Genomic DNA, 22,865 nt, shown 5'->3' with positions numbered 1-22,865 from the left:
CAATATACTTATAAAAAATGACGTTAGTGAAGATCCTCCTCATCTCCCTTTAAAGGGATGGGGATTTTCTTTCACCAACGTCATTTATTGTACAACCAAGAGAAAGCTGTCGGTGGGGTTACAGAAGGTTTATTGGTGGCCGGGGATGTTGTTACATGGGAGGCAGTTCATTTCGGTGTAAGACAAAGACTGACTGCTAAAGTAACGGTGATGGATAGACCGTATATGTTTGAAGATATTATGGTGAAGGGAGCATTCCACTCCTTTCACCATATTCATGAGTTTATTGAGAAGGATAATGGCACTGTGATGATTGATAGATTTCAATATAAATCACCTTATGGGTTGATTGGTGTTATTGCAGATAAGTTGTTTTTGGAAAGCTATATGAGGAATTTTATTATGAGTCGAGCAAGAGCTCTGAAATGTATTGCAGAACATGAGTAGGAGCTGCAATATGTTTCAGCAAGAAAAGTTGACTTGCTAAAATTGTGATGGATAACCTAGTGGATTAAGTGTCTAAGGAAGTGGAACTTAGGCGTTATTAATTGATGCGAGAACACACAGCCGTTCAAAAATTAAGCCTAAACAAAATCGCTCCTTACCGCCGCAGCGGAAGGAACGATTTTCATAGAGGGAGACCTGGTGATACTCTTTTTTGGTTGTCTATTGCAATTGCCTTGGTCGGTCATTGGGGATAGGTCACAAAGTAAATGGTGACAGGTTATTGGTTTGCCTGCAATTTAAATTGGATTAGTCCCCACTCTATGCCCTGGAGAGGAGTCTCACCTTTCCAAGGGTATTAAAAGTACTTCGTATCGTCAAACACTAAGACAATAGAATAGTTTTTTGCATTAATAGAATTAGATAACTTATGGGCATCCTTTTCTGCTTGTAATGATTTTAACCGATAGTCCTCGGGATCGAATAAAGCGACACGGTAAACGATGGTACTTTCAGAGTAGCCATACTGAATCACTTCTTTTTCTGCCATGGACAGTTCTTTATAAAAGCGGGATTTGGCACGTAGTTGTGTAGCTAGTTCGATTGCTTCTACAATGGCAAGTTGCTGCCCATGGAATTCTAGTGTGTTATCGATATTGGCACGATACATGAGACGATCAAGCACTCTACTATCTAAACGGACATCATCTAATTCGGTTTCCACAACGTTAAGGGTACGTGGTCCTAGATCAGGAGTGTTGCCCTTTTCTACAGTCGTAAAGGCGACGCGTCTCATTTCATCTTCTAGCTCATGGATTCGTTTTGTTAAAATGCTTTTTAATTTCACAGCTTCAGCGAGTGTTATGTTGCTCATTTGTTCATCCTCCCAATTATAAATATTGTCAGTCTACTCTAATGGAAGTTTGTCCTTCGTGCAAAATATATGAACGAACGTCTCCACCGCTAAGGCTAGTGAACATGTTCCCACATGCTGTTGTTAGTTCAAACGCTTCAGTAGCAGCCATGGACGGGCGTAGGAAGAAGATATGCAGCGCGTCTGTCGTATCTTCTGTTACAGCGCTGCGTATAGAATCGACAAATGGACTGCCAAATGGGCTATAATCATCTTTTAACAATAAAATATTTTGTAATGAATTAAAACGACCATTCAATCCATCATATCCATCATCTTCTGTTCCGGAAGTAACGGCTACATTGCCGACAATCTTTTCGAGGTCGTAGATGCCTATTGGAATTTCATGTTGCAGGGAAAAGAAGTTATTTAAGTCCACAGCATTGTGGAATGGATCGATGTAGTTTTGTTTCTTAATGCGGCGCATAAGTGCTTCTGTAGAATGGCGATATCGATTAGGGTCTGCGCCAAGTGCTTTCCATACAGTGCGCCATTCGTTAATGCCAGGGAATTCGGTTACGGGTTTGTTCTCCAGCTCAAAGAAAAGTTGCTCTTGGAATAATTGCAATTTTCCTTTAAGCATCTGAGGCGATTCTGACACTGTAATTTTGGTATAATGGTTAATGCCCAATTTTAATCCGGGTACGGCAGCTAAAAGCTTCATATCCATTTCGATAATCAATGACTTCACCCTTTATATAGTTTAATTCAATAGTAGCATAGTGGAGGCGATACAGTGTGAATGCTGTTCAATTGCAACAGGCAGTGAGGGACTATGCGAAGTCAATCGGCATCGATAAAATTGGTTTTACAACAGCTGCCCCGTTTCGCGAACTGAAAAATCGCTTGAAGCGGCAGCAAGAACTTGGTTATCAGTCGGGTTTCGAAGAAAAAGATTTAGATAAACGGACGGAACCTGCTCTATTGCTTGATCAAGCAGAAAGTATTATTGCTATTGCTGTAGCCTATCCGTCCAAAATGGTGGATTCTCCGAGGGGAAAAAAAGGTGAGCGACGGGGGATTTTTTGTCGTGCATCGTGGGGGACAGATTATCATACGGTTCTTCGTGAGAAGTTGAGACTGCTTGAGGAATTTATACTGGAACATGCACCTGCAGCAAGGGTTCGCTCGATGGTGGATACGGGTGAGCTTGCAGACCGTGCTGTTGCAGAACGGGCAGGGATCGGCTGGTCAGCAAAGAATTGTTCAATCATTACGCCGGAATTCGGTTCGTATGTTTACCTTGGTGAAATGATTACCAATATCCCATTTGCGCCGGATGTTCCGATGGAAGATGAATGCGGGGATTGCACACTTTGTCTTGATGTATGTCCAACAGGGGCTTTGATTCAAGGAGGGCAATTAAATGCGCAACGTTGTATTGCTTTCCTAACGCAGTCGAAAAAGCCGATCCCAGAAGAATTTCGTGCGGAATTTGGTAATCGGGTGTACGGGTGTGATACATGTCAAACGGTGTGTCCGAAAAATAAAGGAAAGCATAATTTGCATCAGGAAGCTTTCCAACCGGATCCTGAACTGGCCAAGCCGCTTCTTCAACCGATTCTTAGGTTGTCTAATCGTGAGTTTAAACAGAAATTTGGACATGTTTCTGGATCCTGGCGCGGGAAAAATCCGATTCAGCGAAATGCGATAATTGCACTTGCACATTTCAAGGAAGAGTCCGCGGTACCTGAATTGATCAGTATGTTAGAGAACGACCCGAGGCCTGTCATTCGTGGTACGATTGCATGGGCACTTGGTCGAATTGGTTTGGAAGAAGGATATGTAGCGATAAAGGAAGCATTATTGAAAGAGGAAGATCCGGAAGTGCGTGCTGAATTAGAAAAGGCAGCGGATAACCGGATAGAAAAAGTTTAAGTGGAGGAAGTGCTGAAATGGCTATACATGTCGCATTATTTGAACCGCAAATCCCTGCAAACACTGGGAACATCGCGCGGACATGCGCAGGAACAGGAGCTAAACTTCATCTCGTGAAGCCACTCGGGTTTTCGACGGATGACAAAATGTTGAAACGTGCGGGGCTCGATTACTGGGAGCATGTTGACATTACGTATCATGAAGGAATTCGTGAGTTATTTGCGGCGAATCCCGATGCTCTATTTTACTTTTTGACAAAGCACGGTGAAAGTACTCACACTGCATTCGATTATTCTGATGGTTCGACAGATATATTTTTTGTTTTTGGTAAAGAAACAAGTGGACTTCCTGAAGACATTTTACAGGAGAATAAAGAACGATGTCTACGAATCCCGATGAACGACAATATCCGATCGCTTAATTTATCGAACACGGCGGCGATACTTATATATGAAGCGCTTAGGCAACAAGCTTATCCAGGATTGGTATGAAAAAACGGGACAGCCTATAGGCGTGTCCCGTTTTGTTCAAAGAAAAGAAAGTATAAGCTTTGTCTGCTTAGATCGGAGTCTAGACTCCTGGCGCTTTTCTAAAGTTATTTTTTTAGGCCAGGTATCTTAACCTTGCCAGGTTTATCATCGTATCCGCCAGTGAAAATTGCAGATAGGAATGCAAAGCAAACACCTAAAATTAGAAGTATTGTCATGTTAGGTACCTCCTGTAAATTCATTAGTAGCTTCGTTAAGTATACCCTATTTTTAATGGAATTGAAACGACAGTCAGGAAAAATTGTGACAGAGCTAAGAAAAATGAAACTTTGTGCTAACTTGTCCGTATATAACATAACGACTTAAATAATATGGAGGTAGAATATAGTATGAAGAACTATTCAACAGGAATGAAATGGGTCACAGCAATTGCAGAAGGCTTTCTTGCAATCCCGATCATTGGCGGAGTTTTTGTCATAAGCTCCGGTTATTCGGCGCTTGGTGTAATGTTCGTATTACATGCAATTACTTTACTGCTTTCAATCCGAGATATGCAAGGCAAGGCAGCATCAATACTGGGTCTCGTGACGAGCGTAGTAAGCGCCATTCCGTTCATCGGCTGGTTCATGCACCTACTGACTGCAGGAGCGCTCGTACTGTCAGCTATCACTTCTAGAAGCAGAATCAATATGTGAAAAAATGCCCTTCCGAATACAAACGGAAGGGCATTTATAAAATATAAGAAACTATAAGTTTTTCACCTAGTAACGGTGTCTAGACTCCAGGCGCCAACTCCTCGGGACATAAGTCGGTCAGGCTATTCGGCAAAGAACGCCGCTTAGCCAGCCCGTCTTATACCTGTCGGAGCTGAACGGCGCCTTGCGCTTTTCTTAATGTGGTAAATAGAGCAGTTGATAGGTGAAGAGTACTGCGAAAATATACAACAGGATAGGAACTTGTTTCCCTTTCCCTTTGACAACTTTTAATAGTGGGTATGTGATGAAACCAAGAGCAATTCCTGTCGCAATGCTAGAAGTGAGTGGCATTGTTAAGATAACAAGAAAGGCTGGGAATGCTTCATCGAATGAATCCCAATCAATATCTTTAACTGCTCCAATCATCAAGCTTCCAACGATGATCAAAGCAGGAGCGGTTATCGCAGAAACACCTGATAATGTACTGACGAGCGGACCGAAAAATGCTGCTACAATAAATAGAATGGAAACAGTCAATGATGTCAGTCCAGTCCGGCCGCCTACAGCAACCCCAGATGAGGATTCAATGTACGCTGTTGTCGGGCTTGTTCCGAACATGGAACCAAATGTAGTTGCTACAGAATCTGCAAGTAATGCTTGACGTGCACGGGGAAGCTTATTCCCTTTCATCAGGCCAGCCTGTTTTGCGACACCTATCATCGTGCCGGTCGTATCGAACAAGGTGACAATAAGGAAGGCGAAGACGACGCCGTACAAGCCGTTTGAAATTACATCACCCACTGCTGTAATTGGATTCCAAACGAGAATACCTTCCGGTAGTTGTGGGAGTTTCCATAAAACCCCTTCAAATTTCAGCTGACCTGTAAAGGCTGCGACAATTCCTGTTAGAATCATTCCGATGAAAATCGAGCCGTAGATATTCAAGGTCATAAGTATAACTGTCACAAGAAGACCGAACAAAGCTAGTAGGACGGGTGGGGAAGTTAAATCGCCAAGCTTAACAAGATTGGCCTCATGTGGAGCAACGAGTCCAGAAAGACGCAAGCCGATAAAGGCGATGAATAATCCAATTCCAGCGGTAATTCCGAGCTTGAGACTCTCAGGAATTGACTCAATTAACTTTTCACGGAAAGATGTCATGGATAACAGAACAAATAATAGTCCAGCTACGAATACTGCAGAAAAAGCAGTCATGTAATCGAGTTGTCCGTCAGATGCGAGAACAACCGATGTAAAATAAGCGTTCAATCCCATTCCTGGTGCAATGGCAATTGGGTAGTTGGCGAAGAGAGCCATCCATAATGTACCGACAACAGCAGCGATAATCGTCGCGATGAACACTTGCTCGAATGGTACACCTGCATCAGCAAGAATAATTGGATTGACAATGACGATATAAGCCATAGTCAAAAAAGTTGTCATACCGGCTAATACTTCAGTTTTTACGGTAGTATTGTTCTTTTTTAATTGAAACAACGTAATTCTCCTCTCGAAATACGAACGAAATGATGTCCATGTACAATAATATTCGTTTTTAGAGTAAAATTCAACTCTGAATTCTAATCCGGTTATTCGTAATATTCGGATGCCGCTTGTACAATTGAAATATAAGCGACGAAAGGGGAAATATACAATGTCAAAACTATTCAACGGAACAATTGAACTCGAAAATGGTGTGAAAATGCCACAATTAGGGCTTGGTGTTTATAAGATGACGGATCCCGAGCAAACGGTCGAGGCAATTACATATGCAATAGGGACTGGGTACCGTGCAATTGATACGGCAACAATCTATGACAATGAAAGCGAAACAGGTGAAGCGGTCCGTCACTCCGGTGTTCCACGAGAAGAGCTGTTCATCACTTCGAAAGTCTGGAATACCGATCAGGGCTATGACGGGACACTCCGCGCATTCGAGACTTCATTGAAGAAACTAGGCTTAGATTATTTGGATCTTTATTTGACACATTGGCCTGTGTCGGAGAAATATGTCGACACTTATAAAGCGATTGAACGGTTGTATGATGAAAAACTGATTCGCACCACGGGTGTCTCCAATCATCATGCCCATCATCTTGAAAGGATCCTCGTAAAAGCAAATGTCGCACCAATGGTGAACCAGATTGAACTCCACCCGTATCTGACACAGGAACCGCTTCGTGCGTTTTGCGAAGCGAATGGAATTGCTGTTACATCTTGGTCACCGCTGGCACGCGGCAAGTTACTTGCAGAACCAACGCTTCTTAACATCGGCGAACAATACGGTAAAACACCTGCGCAAGTCATTATCCGGTGGCATTTGCAAAATAATCTCATCGTTATTCCGAAGTCAGTGACGCCTGAACGTATAAGAGAAAATAGTGAAGTTGCAGATTTTGAACTGTCGAATGAAGAAATGGCATCGATTAACGAACTTAATCGCGATGAACGTACGGGAACTGACCCGGATACGTTTTAATTTTGAAAAAAGAAATGCCATGGAGAAATATTCTCCATGGCGTTTTTCAGCTATTTTTCATTTCGACAAGCGTCTGTTCTTCTGTAAATGGATGGATGAACGACACTGCAGTTGCCGTTAACCGATAATGACCGTCTTCCGTTTCACTGCCGTCATATAGTGTATCGCCTGTAACTGGATATCCAATATGCGATAAATGTACACGAATCTGGTGTGTTCGGCCAGTTTCAAGATCAGCTTCTACGATGGACGTCTCTTCTTTACGTTCAATAAGCCGGAAGTTTGTAACAGCGGCTTGTCCAGACATTGAGACAATTCGTTTGGCTGGGTGATGGCGGTCTTTTCCAATCGGAAGTCTAATTGAACCTTTAGGTCGTTTCAAGTAACCGTCAACTTCAGCAGTGTATTTCCGCGTGATGTCGTTATTCTCAATCATACGGTCGAAGAGTGCTTTTGCAATCGGGTGCTTCGCAACGAGAACAACACCCGAAGTTCCTTTATCAAGACGATGGATATGCTCGGCATAATCCCCGCCATTGTTTTTAACATAGGCCATAACAGCATTCATCAGTGTACCTTTATCCTTTGGACCATCGGGATGTGTTGTCATGCCAGCTGGTTTGACGACTGCTAGGATATGCTCGTCTTCAAAAAGTACGGTAAGTTCAACTTGTTCATCAGCAATATACGTAGAAGCTGCATCAGGGAAAGTAAACACCAATTCCGTACCTTTCGCTAGAGGTAAGCGCCAATCGTCTACGGGTTCGCCGTTCGAATCGAGTACACTCTTCGCCATACGCATAAGGTGGACCGTCTTTTTGCCGCCTTGCCATTTATCTTTTAGTAGATATTCAACCGTCATATTGTCTTCTTGTGTTTTATAATGAAATAAAGCCATTTAAATCATTCCTTCCTATCGTGGGCCTACAGGATGTAGGTCATGAAGCAGGAGGGATTGTACTTCATCCCTCCTAGTTACCGCAGGACGCGGCGAACTTAGACTTCGTTCTATATTATTTGCCTTCGAATTCAGTGAAAAATGCACGGATAGTCTTTTCCGATTCTTCCTTGTTCAAGTTATCGTATCCGGCTATCGATCCAACTTTTTCTCCGTTTTCATAGTGGACAAGTTGTGGCCATGATAGGATTTCATAATCTGTCCCTTTACCAACTAAATCGCCAAATTCCATCATGTTGTATTGCAGTACATCGGCACCCATTTCTTTTGCAATCGGCATCATAACAGGCGTCATCTGCATGCAAAATTGACATTCGGGATGGAAGTAGTAAACTGTTACGGATTCGCCGGCTTCGATTTTTTTGAACAGGTCATCTGGTTTGACGATGTTGCTGTAGTTTTCATTGCCAATCAAATCAATTGTAGATTTTGAAAGCTTGTCCGTTCCATATGGATTGTCTTTCATTTTTGTTTCGTCCGCTTTGTTTGATAAAACGACAATGAGGATGAAGACCGCTACAATAGCACCGCCAATGATTAATAATTTTTTCAAGTTACTTCGACTCCTTCTGCCATTTCATCATGAAAAGGCTTGTAATTAAGATAATTAAAAATGCCGTAAGCGCCAAGAATGGAATTGTAATAAATCCAAGATAGTTGATGTACTGTCCGGTGCAAGATACATTTCCACAAACCGGTGCGCTATCGCTCAAAAAAGTGAGTTTTTGGATTCCATAATGATAGAGGGAGATACTTCCACCAACAATCGAGAAAACAGCTAAAGTCAAGGCAATTCGTGCATTTTTCTGGAACAGGGCAACGCCTGAAATAAGTACGATCGGATACATTAGAATCCGTTGGTACCAACAAAGCGTACAAGGCTCATATCCGCGCACTTCCGAAAAGTATAGGGAACCGAGCGTTGCGACAAGTGAGACTGTCCAAATAACAATGAGACTGTTCTCCAGTCGTTTCTGCATACAATCATCTCCTGCTTGGTAAACTACATACACATTAGATTATAGGGTGTCGTATTAAACAAGTAAAATATTATTAACTGTAACAGCACTACGATATAATGAAGAGAAACAGGTTGGGAAGAGGTGTTTCGAATGAGTGAAGAATTTGATTTGTCTACGTTTGAAATAAGTATGGTCATTCGTCAGATGAAGTTTGAGGATATAGCAAGGCTTTTAAGTATGCAGGAATTGTGTTTTCCAGGCATGGAACCATGGGAAGAGAGTCATCTAAAAAGTCATTTGGAGATGTTTCCAGAAGGACAATTAGTTGCAGAATTGGACGGGGAAATCATCGGTTCATGTTCAAGCCTTATCATCAACTTCGATGAGTACGACGACCGCCATACATGGGATGATGTCACAGACGAAGGGTATATAACAAACCATAACCCCGACGGTTATAATATGTACGGCATCGAAGTTATGGTGCATCCAGGCTTCCGTCGTATGAAGGTCGGGCAGCGTTTGTATGAGGCGCGTAAAGAACTTGCAAGAGAGCTCAATTTGAAGTCGATTATCCTCGGCGGGCGGATACCGAACTACCATAAATTTGCAGACGAAATGTCGCCGCGTGAATATGTAGATTCTGTGTCGCGCCATAAAATCTATGATCCTGTATTGACGTTCCAGCTAATGAATGACTTTACGTTGATGCGGGTCAATCCAAACTATCTACCGGACGATAAAGCATCGAAGAAATATGCCACGCTAATGGAGTGGAATAATGTTGACTATAAACCGCTCACGAAGCGTCATTTTAAGACAAGCTATCCAGTACGGATTTGCGTCGTCCAGTATTTAATGCGCAAGATTTCTTCCTTTGAAGAGATGGCCCATCAGTGCGAGTACTTTGTGGATGTCGCATCTGATGCCAACTCCGATTTCGTCGTCTTCCCGGAAATATTTACGACTCAGCTCATGTCCTTTTTGAATGAACCATCACCGAGTCAAGCAGTGCGTAAAATGACTGAATTTACGCCGCAGTATATTGAGTTATTCATGAATCTTGCCGTACGTTACAACGTGAATATCATTGGTGGATCTCACTTTGTCGAGGAAGAGAATGAAGAAATCTACAACATCTCGTATTTGTTCCGTCGCGATGGTTCAATCGAAAAGCAATATAAGATTCACATTACGCCAAACGAACGGAAATGGTGGGGAATCAGTGCTGGAGATGCGGTTCGTGTATTTGATACAGACTGCGGGAAAATCGCCATCCAAATTTGCTATGATATTGAATTCCCAGAATTAGCACGTATCGCGACGGATATGGGTGCTAATATTATCTTTACCCCATTTTGTACGGAAGATAGACAAGGGTATCTACGCGTTCGTTATTGTGCACAAGCCCGTGCCATCGAAAATCAAATTTACACAGTTATTTCCGGCACGGTCGGCAACTTGCCGCTGACGGCAAATATGGATATTCAATATGCACAATCAGCTATTTTCGCTCCATCCGATTTCGAGTTTGCTAGGGACGGTATTGTAGGAGAAACGAATGCTAACTTAGAAATGGTACTTATCGGAGACGTCGACCTCGAGATATTACGTCGCCAACGTCAGGACGGAACGGTGAAGCAACTGAAAGATCGTCGTCATGATGTGTACCATATTGAGTATAAGAAGGATTGATAGAAAAAACGCCACGCATACCGGTAAATTCCGGTGTACGTGGCATTTTTTGTAACATAAAATGTATTATCTGACGTACCAGGGATCCCATGGTGGAGCTATACTCGTTTAAGACGGTGATAAAGCAATTCAACGCGGTGATACCAATCAATAAGCATATCAAAAGCAGCGTTGATCTTGTTAGTCGGAAATTTATCGACTAACAGAACAGCCCCTCTTATATGGCGACTCTTTTCTTATTTCTTCTTCGAAGGATGATTCCGCATACTTTTCGTTATCTTTTTCCACTTAATCCGTTCTTCGGCTTGAGCGGCGGCGTCCATTTTTCGTTCAAGGAAGGCCAACTCTTTTTGGAGTTTCAGATAGCTCGCGTAGCGGTCTTCAGGTAAAGCACCGGAAGCAAGTGCCTGTCGTAAGGCACATCCGGGCTCATTGTTATGCTGACAGTCGTTGAACTTGCATGAATTTGCAAATGCTTCTACGTCTTTAAAACCTGAATCCAGACTCTCGCTGTTGTCCCACAGCTGAAATTCTCTCATCCCCGGCGTATCAATCAGTACACCGCCACCAGGAATCTTAATAAGTTCACGATGGCTCGTCGTATGCCGACCTTTATCGTCATCATCACGGATATCTTGAACAACCATCGTTTCACCGCCGCAAATGGCGTTTGTAAGAGATGATTTCCCTACACCTGAAGAACCTAATAACGCAGCTGTTTTTCCGCCTTCTAACAGCTCGGTCAATGCGTCAATTCCTTCGCCGGTTACATTGCTCACGGCGAAAACATCAGCACCCATCGCAATATTATGTGCTTCTTCAATGTAATGGGAAGGATCATCGCATACATCTTTCTTCGTCAGCACGACGACAGGGCTTGCACCTGAATCATAGGCGGCAACGAGATACCGCTCGAGTCGTCTTGCGCTAAAGTCTTTATTCATCGACATGACCAAGAAAACGATATCGATATTGACTGCGATAATCTGTTCGGCAATCGTTGTGCCCGCAGCTTTGCGTGAGAACAACGATGTTCGCGGTAAAATGGCATGGATGATTCCGCGTTCTTCGCCGGGCATTTTCTCCACTGCCACCCAATCCCCGACAGCAGGGAAGTCGCGTCGCTCATCAGCTTCGTACTGCATTGCACCCGAGCAAACAGATAGCCATTCACCTTCAGCCGTGACAACTCGATACATTCTTTTATGTTCAAGTGTGACACGTCCAGGCATGCATTTCTTCATTTTTAATCCATTTTTTATAGCATCCCAATTCGCTTCATGGGATAAATTCCAACCGTACTCGTTTAAATTAATCAATATATATTCCTCCTGTTATGTGCGTACTAGAAAAGCGCAAGGCACTTGTAGCTAGACAATCAAAAGCCGTGGGTCCTTTGATCGGACACCACGGCTTTCACACGCATAACAGAATAAGCATGCTTATGATAAAAGCACGGCAGGTGAAAGTATGGGTCCGATCAAATTAGCAATAGGTACACTGATAATAGCCATAAAACTTCACCTGCTTTCTGTAAGATGAATTAATAATAACAAGATGAAAGAAGAAAGTCAATACGGATTTTTCAGGTTATTCAAGGTGGAAGACAACGCTATGCGAAGTTCACAACGTTTTGCCGGAAGTAAGCAACGTGCTAGCCAAAGTTCACAACGCTTTTCCAGAAGTAAGCAACATACCGACAAAAGTTAACAACGCTCCGTCAAAACTTCACAACATCCCACATCAAAAAGAGCGACCTCCACAGAAGGAGGTCGCTCTTAGTTTAGGATTCCATTGACAATTCCGAAGTATCGTCAGTTTCTTCCTGTTCATATTTGATGACTTCGAGGTAGAGGATATGATGGCCATCTACATCTTTGACGATGAATTCAAATCCTTGTTCAATAATCTTTTCGCCTTGAATTGCTTCGAAGCGTTGGGTCATGATCCAGCCACCTATGGTATCGATGTCCTCTTCGTTAATAGATATACCGAGAATGTCATTTACATTTTCGATTCGCATCTTCGCGTCTAAAATATAATGGTTTTCCCCGAGAATTTGTATTTCTGGTACTTCATTCATATCGAATTCGTCTTGAATATCACCGACGATTTCTTCTAAAATATCTTCGATTGTTACAAGACCGGAAGTTCCTCCATATTCATCCATTAGAATCGCCATATGAATGCGTTCACGTTGGATTTTGAGTAGAAGGTCGGCGATTGGTATCGATTCAATGACATGTATAATCGGTTGCATATAATTGACAACAGTCTGATGGCCTGCTGTTTCAGGCTCCTTAATGAATGCAGTCAATAGGTTTTTCATGTTGACTAGACCAATAATATGGTCTTTATCGCCATCCGTGACTGGGTAGCGTGTATATTGTTCAACACCCATCACGTCGAATACCTCACGTAATGTCATGTCTTTTTCGATCGTTATCATCTCTGTCCGGGGGGCCATGATTTCATTGGCAATCCGGTCATCAAATTCAAAAATCTTATTGACATATTTATATTCGGCCTGGTTAATTTCACCGCTTTTTAAACTATCCGATAAAATCATCCGAAGTTCTTCTTCTGTATGTGCGACTTCTGATTCTGAAATCGATTTAAAGCCAAGCAGTCCAACGAAGAAACGTGCAGAACCGTTCATACCTTTAATAATAGGGTACATGAGGCGATAAAATAAAATAAGCGGTTTTGAAAATGACAACGTAATGGCTTCCGCTTTTTGAATCGCGATCGTTTTAGGAGCCAATTCACCTATAACAACATGCAAAAATGTTACCGATGTGAATGCGATAATGAATGAAAGGATACTGGCAGTACTAGCTGTCAAATCGTAATAAGTGAATATTGGTTTTAACATTAGTTTTACAGTTGGTTCCCCTAGCATCCCGAGTCCGAGAGCGGTAATCGTAATACCCAATTGGCAAGCGGACAAATATTCGTCCAAATTACTAATTACCTTTCTCGCAGTTACGGCACGCGGGTTACCCTCCGCCACCAGTTGGTCAATCCGTGTTGCTCTAATCTTCACAATTGCAAATTCACTCGCAACAAAAAATGCGGTGAGAGCGATCAAGACAGCAAATGCTGCCAATCGTATGGCAATATCCAAATAATTACTTTGTTCCGAACCCAAATGAGGGGGAGAACAAAGTGTACACCTCCTATAGTGATAAAATCCTTAGTTAACTCTATAATAATTTATTTTCAAGAAAAAAACAAATAGATAACCTTGTCTATCGTTTGTTTGTAAGGAAGTACATATGGAAATGGATAGTAGAAATTACATAGAAGTCGTTCTAGCATCAATGAAATTAGGGTATTTTGGGATATGTATAAGAGCTAGATTATAAAAAACCCTTGGTCCCAATTTCACTAGTGGTTGCTATCATATCCGATTGGAAGCATTCATATCGTTAGCAAGGTGGTCGAAGTGATTATATTTTCAAAAAGTATTGACAACTTCGAAATGGAAATGATAACCTACAAGTAGTTAGTTACTCGAAATAGAAAGGGAGGTACGGGAAATGAAAAAAGTAGACGTGTTTCAAAACAATAATAAAATGAATCCGTGCCTATCCGCATTTTAATTTTCAACACTAAATAAACCCGGATCGGTGCGCTATGCCGTTCCTTTTTATGAGCCCACGCTTATGTTAAGAAGCGTAGGCTCTTTTTTTGTTTTAATCTAAAGAGAATTCGGTGTTTCCACGCATTGCGTGCAGCATATAGTTGGACTAACTAATAGGAAAAGGAGTGTTGACGATGTTAATCATCAAACAGCAAAGGAAACTATTGAAAAAGGAATCTCTCGAAAGCGGATAGTTGGAAGAGAAAAGGGAAGAGGGTTGAATGACTAATGTTTTCAGTACTATTTAAATTAAAATGGTTTTTTAAAGAGAATCGTAAGAGGTACACAGTTGCGCTCATTCTGCTGATGGTGACGAATATTCTTGTTATTATTCCACCTTGGCTGATTGGGCAGGCAATTGACTCAATTTATACACAGACGTTGACAGCCAGATTGCTCACTATTTTCATAGGTTCCATGTTTTTAATCATGCTATTCAATTATGTGAGTAACTACGTTTGGCAATACCAGTTATTCGGTGGAGCTTATGTCATCGAACGGCAATTACGGGGAAAGCTTATGCATCATTTTCTGAAAATGACCCCGACCTTTTATGAAAAAAATAAGACGGGCGACTTGATGGCTAGATCGACAAATGATTTACGGGCAATTTCTGAGACGGCTGGTTTCGGTATCATGACGCTTGTGGATTCGACGCTCTATTTGATGACACTCGTCTTGACAATGGGCATTCTTGTGTCGTGGAAATTAACGCTTGTGGCGATTTTACCGCTCCCGATTTTGGCGTTCATCATGCAGGTTTTAGGAAAGAAAATTCATGAAAGATATATGACGGCACAGCAGGCGTTCGGTGATTTGAACGATAACGTCTTGGAAGCGGTCGCGGGTGTAAGAGTTGTTCGTGCTTACGTTCAGGAACGTGCGACTGAAAAAGGGTTTGCTGACATGACGGAAGATGTCTATCAGAAAAATATGCATGTCGAGAAGATTGACGCGCTGTTCATGCCAATTTCGAAAGTACTGACAGGGCTTACGTATATGCTAGGACTCGGTTATGGAGCTTACCTTGTATCCATTGGAGATATGACTTTAGGTAATCTCGTAACCTTTAATGTCTATCTTGGGATGATTGTTTGGCCGATGTTTGCAATCGGCGAGCTGATTAATGTCTTACAACGTGGAAATGCGTCACTCGACCGGGTGACAGAAACACTTGATTATGAGGAAGATGTGAAGGATCCTAAACAGCCTGTGAACATTGAACAACCTGATAGCGTAGGTTTCCAGGATGTTACATTCACTTACCCGACATCGCATTCGGTCAACTTGGATGCTATTAAACTCCATTTGAAACGTGGCGATACGCTCGGGATAGTTGGGAAGACTGGAAGTGGAAAGACGACGTTTGTTAAACAGCTGCTGCGTGAATATCCATCCGGTGAAGGGGAAATCGTCTTCTCAGGAGTACCGATGCAGTCGATGACGAAAGATCAGGTAAGGGATTGGATTGGCTATGTACCGCAGGATCACGTTCTGTTTTCACGATCAGTCAGGGAGAATATCTTATTTGGACGCCCTGATGCGACTGAAGCCGACATTGCGGAAACGATTCGCCTGTCCTATTTTGAAAAAGATCTTGAAATGCTTCCAGAAGGACTTGAAACGCTCGTCGGAGAGAAGGGTGTTGCGTTATCCGGAGGTCAGAAACAGCGGATTTCCATTGCACGAGCACTTGTGAAAAATCCGGAAATTCTTATTTTAGATGATTCGCTTTCTGCGGTCGATGCGAAAACGGAAGCGAAAATCATAGAGAATATTCAAACGGAGCGTTCTGGAAAAACGACAATTATTACAACACACCGTTTGTCAGCTATTGCGCATGCCGATTGGATTATCGTACTTGACGATGGGCGTGTTATTGAAGAAGGAACACATGAGGGCTTACTTGGAATGAACGGCTGGTACAAAGAACAATTCGACCGCCAACAGATTGGGGAGGTTGAATAATATGAGTACCGGTAAACGATTACTCCATTACGCACTAGATTATAAAAAATTGTTACTGACAGGTATTATTCTTCTCGCGTTCGCAGTAGCAGCGGATCTTATGGGACCGATGATTGCTAAGGAAATCATTGATGACCATATTGCGGGTGCTCCTAGTGGGGGCATGGATTTCGCTCCCATTGCCAAACTGCTCGCCATCTTTTTCGGGCTTGCAGTAATCACTGCAATACTCAGGTATTTCCAATATTTATTGATGCAACAGGCGGCAAACCGCATCATACAGAAAATGCGTAATGATCTGTACGAACATATTCAGACTTTGCCAATTCGGTATTTTGATAATTTGCCCGCTGGAAAAGTTGTCGCAAGGATTACAAATGACACGGAAGCGATCCGTAACTTATATGTGACGGTCGTTTCACAGTTTGCAATCAGTGGGATGTACATTACAGGAATTTTCATTGCGATGTTCATCTTGGATCCTAAAATGGGTGCTATCACGTTATTTGTCTTACCAATCCTTTATATTTGGATGAAGGCATACAGAAAATTCGCTTCGAAAGTTAACCATGTCATTCGCGGAAAAGTGAGCGATATGAACGCGATGATCAATGAATCAATCAATGGCATGACAATCATTCAAGCATTCCGTCGTGAAAAGCAGATGGAAGAGGAATTCAGTGAGTTGAATGATGAACACTTCCGCTATCAGAACAAACTGCTGAAAGTGGAGGCGGCAACATCACATAATCTTGTCGACATTATCCGCTCGTTGACGTTTGTATTCTTTATTTGGTATTTCGGTGGTGCATCGATTTCCACAGAAAGTGTCATTTCAGTTGGGATGCTGTACGCATTTGTTGACTATATTACACGGCTGTTCAATCCGGTGACGGGTATTGTTAACCAGTTCGCACGACTTGAGCATTCTCTTGTTGCTGCGGAGCGCGTATTCAAATTGCTGGATCGCGAAGGGGAACCGGTAAGTGATGACAAAATTGCCCGGTACCAGGGAAATGTCCGTTTTGAGAATGTCTGGTTCGCTTATAAGGATGAAGAATATGTCTTGAAAGATCTTTCATTCGGAGCAAAACAGGGAGAAACGGTTGCACTAGTCGGTCATACTGGATCGGGGAAAAGTTCAATTATGAACTTGCTGTTCCGCTTCTATGACGCTTCGAAAGGAAAAATTACGATTGACGGACTGAACATCAGTGACATGCCGCGCCAGACGATTCGTGATCATATGGGCATTGTCTTGCAAGATCCTTACTTGTTTAGTGGGACAGTCGAGTCGAACATTAGCTTAGGTGATCCGCGCATTACACGCGAAAAAGTGCAACATTCGCTTGACGCAGTCGGTGGGGAACTGGTGTTGAAGCATCTGCCTGGTGGAATTGACGAGCCAGTTGTAGAGAAAGGGAGCACGCTTTCTTCTGGACAGCGCCAACTCATTTCATTTGCACGTGCGCTTGCGTTCGATCCTGCAATCCTTATTCTGGATGAAGCGACTTCCAACATAGACACGGAAACAGAAGAAATCATCCAGCATGCGATGAACGTACTGAAAAAAGGGCGTACAACGTTTATCATTGCCCATAGGCTTTCTACTATTAAAAATGCTGATCGTATTTTAGTGTTAGATCGCGGCGAGATTGTTGAACAAGGCTCACACGATGAATTGCTCACAATTGACGGGCAGTACGCGCAAATGTATAAATTGCAGGCGGGAACCTCGGGTAATCCGAAGGTTGAATGACAATAATATGACGAAAGGGACTTCCGTGTAAGTGGGGAGTCCCTTTTTTGCACCGAATACAATTATTCACCAATAGCGTGGAGAAGAATGCATTGTGCCAGTTACTGACACCATTCGTGCCCTTCGAATTGTGGCAGCAGCTGGCACCGCACATTGGGTAGCATGTGCCGCAATAAAGTACTCACTAGGGGCGTGAAGGTACTAAATATAACTTTCAACCCGCTTCGACGCTTAGGGGATGCCTCCCGCCATAAGCCGGACAGCTTCGCCGTCAGTCTTATGGCTTCGGCTACCCCTGTAAGGCGCCTGCGCTAAGTTTACATCGGTATTCAAGCATCCACCAGAGCATGGGGGAATACATTGTGGCAGTAACTGGAACAGCACATTTACGTAGTTGAAAAACTATTCTGAAAGACGTATATTTAGAGTAACGAAGTATCACGTACGGAAAGTTGGAATAGCATGGGGAAATGGTTTGCGGATTGGAAGATGAAAATCTCTTTATTCAATAAAAATGTTAGGCTGTTCATGCTAGCGAATGTGCTTATCCAGATTGGGATGGGCGAATTTATGGTCATGTACAATCTCTATATAAAAGAGCTAGGGATGCCTGAAACCATTAACGGAAAAGTCATTTCCATGACGGCGTTGGCATCGGCAATTATGCTCGTGCCAGCTGGATTTCTAAGTGATAAGTTCGGAAGGAAATGGATGATTGTTGGCGGTGCAATTTTCGGAGGAATGACATTGTTTTACCGTAGCGTTGCCGTTGCTGAAACGCCAATTATTTACGCAGCATTTCTGACGGGTTTATTCATGGCATTTGTGCAGGTTTCGGGTGTTCCATTCCTTGCCGAAAATTCTAAGCCCGCTGAACGGGTCCATATGTTCAGTATTCACTTCGCGCTAATGACGGTTGCGAATGTCATCGGTAGTTTGCTAGGTGGCGTTATTGCAGACGTACTGGAAGTCTTCTTGGCTTTCAATGCAGCTGATGCGATTCGATGGGCTCTACTGACGGGGGCAACCATTTTCATAATTGGTTTACTTCCTTTATTTAAACTTCAAAACAAGCCGCCTGAATCGGTGCAAGTGAAGAAAACGTCCTTTGAACCTGTGGAGGAAGAAATTGAGAAAGTCGACAGCAGTTTCAGGCGGAATATCATTTTGATTTTCCACTTCTCATTTGCGAGTTTACTGATTGGGTTCGGTTCAGGTCTTGTTGTACCCTACTTGAATTTATATTTCTCAAACCGATTTGATGCCTCGAATGCGTATATTGGCCTTATTTTATCACTCGGATCTGCGATGACGGCGGTAGCTATGCTTATAGGTCCGGCGCTAGTGAAAAAGGTTGGTAAAGTGAAAGCACTTATCCTGTTCCAAATGCTATCGATTCCATTTTTACTATTAACCGCTTATACGACATCGCTGTTGTTAGCGTCACTCGGATTCCTTATGCGCCAGGCACTTATGAATGCGGGCAATCCGATTCAAAGTGCTATTGCGATGGAAATTGTTGCTGACAAATACAAAGGGCTTGCTAACTCCGTGAACCAAACTGTGTTTAATATAGGATGGGCAACCATGGGGCCTGTAGCGGCGGGCCTTGTTATGGCTAGTGGTTCGTATTGGGGCTATGCCTATGCGTTCACAATCACAGCAGGTCTCTATGTCGTTTCGTCGACTTACTATTACTGCATTTTTGGTAGAAGAAAGCTGTCGCAAAAGTGAAATGTCGGAAGAGTCTGATTGGTAAGTGGTATAATAAACAAAAAGAGGTGTTCTTATGGGCGTTACCATTGTAGCTGTTGTTTCCATTGTATTGGGGCTCGGAGGTATGGTGTTGATTGGATTTGCAATCTACAAGACACTTTTTAATAAGAAGAAGTCAGAAAATATGTTTACGCCTTTTACGCCTTATGACGATATGACGAGGGGAACAAATGACACGAACAGTAATAAGTACTTGGAAGAAGATACAAGGCACGCAGTTGGCGTAGAGGAAACGAGAAATATAGAATAACAAAACTCCCTGCATATGAGATGCAGGGAGTTTTGTTATTCGCCTCTTTTGAATTGCGTCTCTTTCCAAGCATTTTGCTCGTTTGGAACTCGGCTTTTATCTTCAAAGACATTTTCAGTTTTCTGGTCTTGTACTTTTAACTGTTCCTGTTCTTTACGCAACTCTTCAGGCGATTTTTCTTTAGTCATACTGTGCCTCCTTAATACGTCATGAAGGACAGTATTCCCGAAGTTTTCACGAATCAATCATAGACATGGAAAATCATCAATTCATGAATCATTTTTTTCAAATTGTCTTCTTCAGGTGGCGTTTCTCCTGTCCAAACAATGACACCCTCAGGTAAATAGTCACCGGTGTACCTCGTATTACGGAAGAAAAACGAGAATGTCCAACCCGGTAATTGTGTATTGTCAAACATCGGTTTAAAGCTGAAATGTTGCAGCATATGATTACTCCTCTCATAAGACGCTACCCGACCGCATAATATCAAGAAAAGAAAGCGAAAGGGTGCTGACTTGTTTGTTGATAAATTAAAGCAGGCCATCGAGGATGAGTACAAAGATTATTATTTTTATAAATCAATGCACGGCATGACGAATGATCCGCTTTGGCAAGACTTCCTCAGACATATGTATGAAGACGAAAAAAGCCATTATGAAATGTTTCAACAGCTCTATTATATGATGACGGGGACATTTGTACAAAACCCAAAGAAACCTTTACCTTGTTATAACTTAAAAGACTGTGTTCAGCGGGCATTGGTGAATGAGCTTGAGGGAGTTGAAACGTATAAGGAAATGCTGCTGACAGTTCCTTTTCAGCAGGCCTACAATCCGTTTTTCATCGCCATGCATGATGAAATGGAACATGCTATTCGTATGTCGACAATGTATAACGCACTTAGATAAGCCTTTGAGTTTTTCCGTTTGGTTGAGTTCTGTTATAATTAGGGCTTAATGATACGGAAAAAGGTGAAGCAGTTGGGTTTCTTATGGACATTGTTATTCATGGCTTTGATTGGCGCACTAATCGGTGGATTTACAAATCATCTAGCGATTAAAATGCTGTTTAGGCCACACGAAGCGAAATATATTGGGAAATGGCGTGTGCCGTTTACACCAGGATTGATACCGAAACGGCGCGATGAACTGGCAATGCAACTTGGTAAGACAGTAACAAATTATTTATTAACACCGGAAACGTTCCGGAAGAAATTATTGACTGATGACATGGAGAAGAAAGCAGAGAGTTTCCTCCAGCAAAAACTTGAGCAGCATATACTTCTCTCTGATAAAACACTGACTGACTGGCTAGATACTGCCGGTGCGACGAATGTTGCAAAGAAAGCAGAGCGGAAAGTGTTGGAAGTACTCGATACCCAGCTTAACGCCGTTCGTGCAAAACTGACGACGGGATCGGTAGAAGAGGTGCTACCGCAAAAGTGGCGGGTGGAAGCAGCAGGACGCATTCCAGCCATAACAACCTACATTCTAGGCAAGTCGGAACACTACTTCGAATCAGATGAAGGAAAAGCAATGGTCGGTAAAATGATTGATGATTTCCTAGCATCAAAAGGTACTCTTGGAAGCATGGTAAATATGTTTTTTGGAGAGTCAGAATCGCTTGTTGGAAAAGTCCAGCGTGAAGCGCTGAAATTTATCGCTGCACCGGGGACATATGATCTTGTGAATACAATTATACTTAATGAATGGGAAAAGCTTCAAAAGCGTCCCGTTGAGGAACTTCTTTCAGGATTTGATTGGGATGGATTGTTCGATTCGGTCCGGTCATATGCGTTGAAAGAACTTGTATTGGAAGACCGTCTGAATAAGACACTACATGATTATTGGCCTGGGGGATCGGCATGGACAGCTACCAATGTAACACCGGTGCTGATTCACTTCGCATTCAAACAGGCAGAAGAACAAATGGAAATATCGCTCCGCAAACTGAAAATAGATGATATGGTTAGAGAGCAAGTCAACACGTTTCCGGTTGCAATCTTGGAAGATCTTGTGCTTGGTATTTCAAGGCGCGAGTTCAAGATGATTACCGTACTCGGGGCATTGCTTGGCGGTTTGATCGGAATCGTACAAGGCCTTATCGTCTTGGCAACAAATTTATCTTAGGGGGACTATACATGACAGTGAATATTTACGACGATTTAAACAAATTGGAAGCAACGTTCAGAAAGACTGAAGAGTTTATGGAAGTACAGCAAGCGGTAGTAGAAGTAAAGGCAGATGACGATGCACTAGCGTTGTTCAAAAGTTTCCGTAAAATCCAATTGAGCCTTCAGGAAAAACAGATGCAAGGTGAAGAGCCAGTTGCTGAAGAACTTGAATATGCTCAAAAGACTGCACAACTTGCGCAGCAAAATCCTAAGATCATGAAAATGCTCGAAGCAGAAATGAAATTGAGTGGCTTGATTGAAGAAGTAAACCGTGTTCTCATGAAACCAGTACAACAATTATACGAATCCATCTAAAAACCGGCCTAGGCCGGTTTTTCTTTAATGATAAGAGAGTATTAGTTTTTTTGACGTAGGGTATTGTCTAGGTTCAGGCGCCAGCCGCTCGGTCATAAGCAATCGAGCTAGGAAGGATTGAACTGTATCCTTCCCGAGCAAAGAGCGCCACGTCGTGCCTGCAAGGATGCAGGTTTGCGGTCACAGCGACAGGACGTCGCGATTTTAGACTGCCTTCCCCAAGATCGACTTATGCCTGTCGCGTCTAGAAGGCGCATTGCGCTTTTCTTATTGTCTAGCTCCAGGCGCCAGCCGCTCGGGTCATAAGAAATCCAGCTAGGAAGGATTGAACTGCATCCTTCCCGGGCAAAGGGCGCCACGTCGCTGGATCGACTTATGCCTGTCGCGTCTAGACGGCGCCTTGCGCTTTTCTTATTGTCTAGCTCCAGGCGCCAGCCGCTTGGGTCATAAGCAATCCAGCTAGGAA

At 42.8% G+C, this 22,865-nt stretch carries 22 protein-coding genes and 1 pseudogene; 13 read left to right on the top strand and 10 right to left on the bottom strand.

Features of this window, described 5'->3' with window-relative positions:
• Positions 1–99 precede the first annotated feature (99 nt).
• A pseudogene (locus I2484_RS18180) lies at positions 100–447 on the top strand (SRPBCC family protein); the annotation flags it as partial.
• Positions 448–802: 355 nt separating this feature from the next.
• Here I2484_RS18180 and I2484_RS18175 read toward each other — a convergent pair.
• Together I2484_RS18175 and I2484_RS18170 are read right to left on the bottom strand one after the other, a co-directional pair.
• Entirely contained in the window at positions 803–1,318 is a 516-nt protein-coding gene (locus I2484_RS18175) for a hypothetical protein (protein ID WP_207152476.1), read from the bottom strand.
• A gap of 28 nt (positions 1,319–1,346) precedes the next feature.
• Complete coding sequence (locus I2484_RS18170) at positions 1,347–2,039, bottom strand: B3/B4 domain-containing protein (protein WP_481886420.1); 693 nt, start codon at positions 2,037–2,039, stop codon at positions 1,347–1,349.
• Positions 2,040–2,095: 56 nt separating this feature from the next.
• Here I2484_RS18170 and queG point away from each other — a divergent pair, with 56 nt between their 5' ends.
• The 3 genes from queG (at position 2,096) to I2484_RS18155 (ending at position 4,418) form a co-directional block, all read left to right on the top strand.
• Positions 2,096–3,235 (top strand): tRNA epoxyqueuosine(34) reductase QueG, encoded by a 1,140-nt coding sequence (queG, locus tag I2484_RS18165; protein WP_207152475.1) that lies wholly within the window; start codon positions 2,096–2,098, stop codon positions 3,233–3,235.
• Positions 3,236–3,252: 17 nt separating this feature from the next.
• Positions 3,253–3,726, top strand: coding sequence for a tRNA (uridine(34)/cytosine(34)/5-carboxymethylaminomethyluridine(34)-2'-O)-methyltransferase TrmL (gene trmL, locus I2484_RS18160; protein WP_207152474.1), 474 nt, complete (start codon positions 3,253–3,255; stop codon positions 3,724–3,726).
• Positions 3,727–4,112: 386 nt separating this feature from the next.
• Positions 4,113–4,418: a hypothetical protein gene (locus tag I2484_RS18155; RefSeq protein ID WP_207152473.1), complete on the top strand. Its 306-nt coding sequence runs from the start codon at positions 4,113–4,115 to the stop codon at positions 4,416–4,418.
• Positions 4,419–4,613: 195 nt separating this feature from the next.
• Here the strand turns inward: I2484_RS18155 and I2484_RS18150 are convergent, their stop codons facing one another.
• Entirely contained in the window at positions 4,614–5,915 is a 1,302-nt protein-coding gene (locus I2484_RS18150; protein ID WP_207152472.1) for an NCS2 family permease, read from the bottom strand.
• Positions 5,916–6,072: 157 nt separating this feature from the next.
• On the opposite strand from I2484_RS18150, the gene I2484_RS18145 reads away from it, so the two are divergent.
• A complete protein-coding gene (locus I2484_RS18145) occupies positions 6,073–6,897 on the top strand; it encodes an aldo/keto reductase (RefSeq protein WP_218628055.1) in 825 nt (274 codons plus the stop codon).
• 46 nt (positions 6,898–6,943) lie between these two features.
• Here the strand turns inward: I2484_RS18145 and I2484_RS18140 are convergent, their stop codons facing one another.
• The 3 genes from I2484_RS18140 to I2484_RS18130 form a co-directional block, all read right to left on the bottom strand.
• Entirely contained in the window at positions 6,944–7,795 is an 852-nt protein-coding gene (locus tag I2484_RS18140; protein ID WP_207152471.1) for an RluA family pseudouridine synthase, read from the bottom strand.
• 115 nt (positions 7,796–7,910) lie between these two features.
• On the bottom strand, positions 7,911–8,408 hold the full coding sequence (locus I2484_RS18135; RefSeq protein ID WP_207152470.1) for a thioredoxin family protein: 498 nt from the start codon (positions 8,406–8,408) through the stop codon (positions 7,911–7,913).
• 1 nt (position 8,409) lies between these two features.
• Complete coding sequence (locus I2484_RS18130; protein ID WP_207152469.1) at positions 8,410–8,835, bottom strand: disulfide oxidoreductase; 426 nt, start codon at positions 8,833–8,835, stop codon at positions 8,410–8,412.
• 132 nt (positions 8,836–8,967) lie between these two features.
• Here I2484_RS18130 and I2484_RS18125 point away from each other — a divergent pair, with 132 nt between their 5' ends.
• Entirely contained in the window at positions 8,968–10,512 is a 1,545-nt protein-coding gene (locus tag I2484_RS18125; RefSeq protein WP_207152468.1) for a bifunctional GNAT family N-acetyltransferase/carbon-nitrogen hydrolase family protein, read from the top strand.
• A 236-nt stretch (positions 10,513–10,748) separates the two neighbouring features.
• Here the strand turns inward: I2484_RS18125 and rsgA are convergent, their stop codons facing one another.
• Both rsgA and I2484_RS18115 read right to left on the bottom strand, forming a co-directional pair.
• Complete coding sequence (gene rsgA / locus I2484_RS18120; RefSeq protein ID WP_481886421.1) at positions 10,749–11,828, bottom strand: ribosome small subunit-dependent GTPase A; 1,080 nt, start codon at positions 11,826–11,828, stop codon at positions 10,749–10,751.
• 467 nt (positions 11,829–12,295) lie between these two features.
• Entirely contained in the window at positions 12,296–13,621 is a 1,326-nt protein-coding gene (locus I2484_RS18115) for a hemolysin family protein (RefSeq protein ID WP_255551572.1), read from the bottom strand.
• A 765-nt stretch (positions 13,622–14,386) separates the two neighbouring features.
• Here I2484_RS18115 and I2484_RS18110 point away from each other — a divergent pair.
• The 4 genes from I2484_RS18110 (at position 14,387) to I2484_RS18095 (ending at position 19,911) form a co-directional block, all read left to right on the top strand.
• Positions 14,387–16,126, top strand: a complete 1,740-nt coding sequence (locus I2484_RS18110; RefSeq protein WP_207152466.1) for an ABC transporter ATP-binding protein — start codon at positions 14,387–14,389, stop codon at positions 16,124–16,126.
• 1 nt (position 16,127) lies between these two features.
• A complete protein-coding gene (locus I2484_RS18105) occupies positions 16,128–17,885 on the top strand; it encodes an ABC transporter ATP-binding protein (RefSeq protein ID WP_207152465.1) in 1,758 nt (585 codons plus the stop codon).
• Between the two features lie 462 nt (positions 17,886–18,347).
• Positions 18,348–19,619, top strand: coding sequence for an MFS transporter (locus tag I2484_RS18100; RefSeq protein WP_207152464.1), 1,272 nt, complete (start codon positions 18,348–18,350; stop codon positions 19,617–19,619).
• Between the two features lie 55 nt (positions 19,620–19,674).
• The gene (locus tag I2484_RS18095; protein WP_207152463.1) at positions 19,675–19,911 is read left to right on the top strand and encodes a hypothetical protein; all 237 of its coding nucleotides are present in this window, start codon (positions 19,675–19,677) and stop codon (positions 19,909–19,911) included.
• Positions 19,912–19,946: 35 nt separating this feature from the next.
• Here I2484_RS18095 and I2484_RS18090 read toward each other — a convergent pair whose 3' ends face one another.
• Both I2484_RS18090 and I2484_RS18085 read right to left on the bottom strand, forming a co-directional pair.
• Positions 19,947–20,099 (bottom strand): hypothetical protein, encoded by a 153-nt coding sequence (locus I2484_RS18090; RefSeq protein ID WP_207152462.1) that lies wholly within the window; start codon positions 20,097–20,099, stop codon positions 19,947–19,949.
• Between the two features lie 53 nt (positions 20,100–20,152).
• On the bottom strand, positions 20,153–20,356 hold the full coding sequence (locus tag I2484_RS18085) for a YheE family protein (protein ID WP_067205894.1): 204 nt from the start codon (positions 20,354–20,356) through the stop codon (positions 20,153–20,155).
• Positions 20,357–20,426: 70 nt separating this feature from the next.
• Between I2484_RS18085 and I2484_RS18080 the strand changes: the two genes are divergently transcribed.
• From I2484_RS18080 to I2484_RS18070, 3 genes are read left to right on the top strand one after another with little or no spacing between them, the layout of a single operon-like run.
• Positions 20,427–20,819: a ferritin-like domain-containing protein gene (locus I2484_RS18080; protein WP_207152461.1), complete on the top strand. Its 393-nt coding sequence runs from the start codon at positions 20,427–20,429 to the stop codon at positions 20,817–20,819.
• A gap of 48 nt (positions 20,820–20,867) precedes the next feature.
• The gene (locus I2484_RS18075; protein WP_255551570.1) at positions 20,868–22,040 is read left to right on the top strand and encodes a DUF445 domain-containing protein; all 1,173 of its coding nucleotides are present in this window, start codon (positions 20,868–20,870) and stop codon (positions 22,038–22,040) included.
• Positions 22,041–22,051: 11 nt separating this feature from the next.
• Positions 22,052–22,399: a YlbF/YmcA family competence regulator gene (locus tag I2484_RS18070; protein ID WP_207152460.1), complete on the top strand. Its 348-nt coding sequence runs from the start codon at positions 22,052–22,054 to the stop codon at positions 22,397–22,399.
• Positions 22,400–22,865: the final 466 nt, after the last annotated feature.

It is taken from the genome of Sporosarcina sp. E16_8, from assembly GCF_017347095.1.
Taxonomy (GTDB): domain Bacteria; phylum Bacillota; class Bacilli; order Bacillales_A; family Planococcaceae; genus Sporosarcina.
Note: the sequence above shows the minus strand (reverse complement) of the source record. Positions and strands in the feature narration are given on the sequence as shown.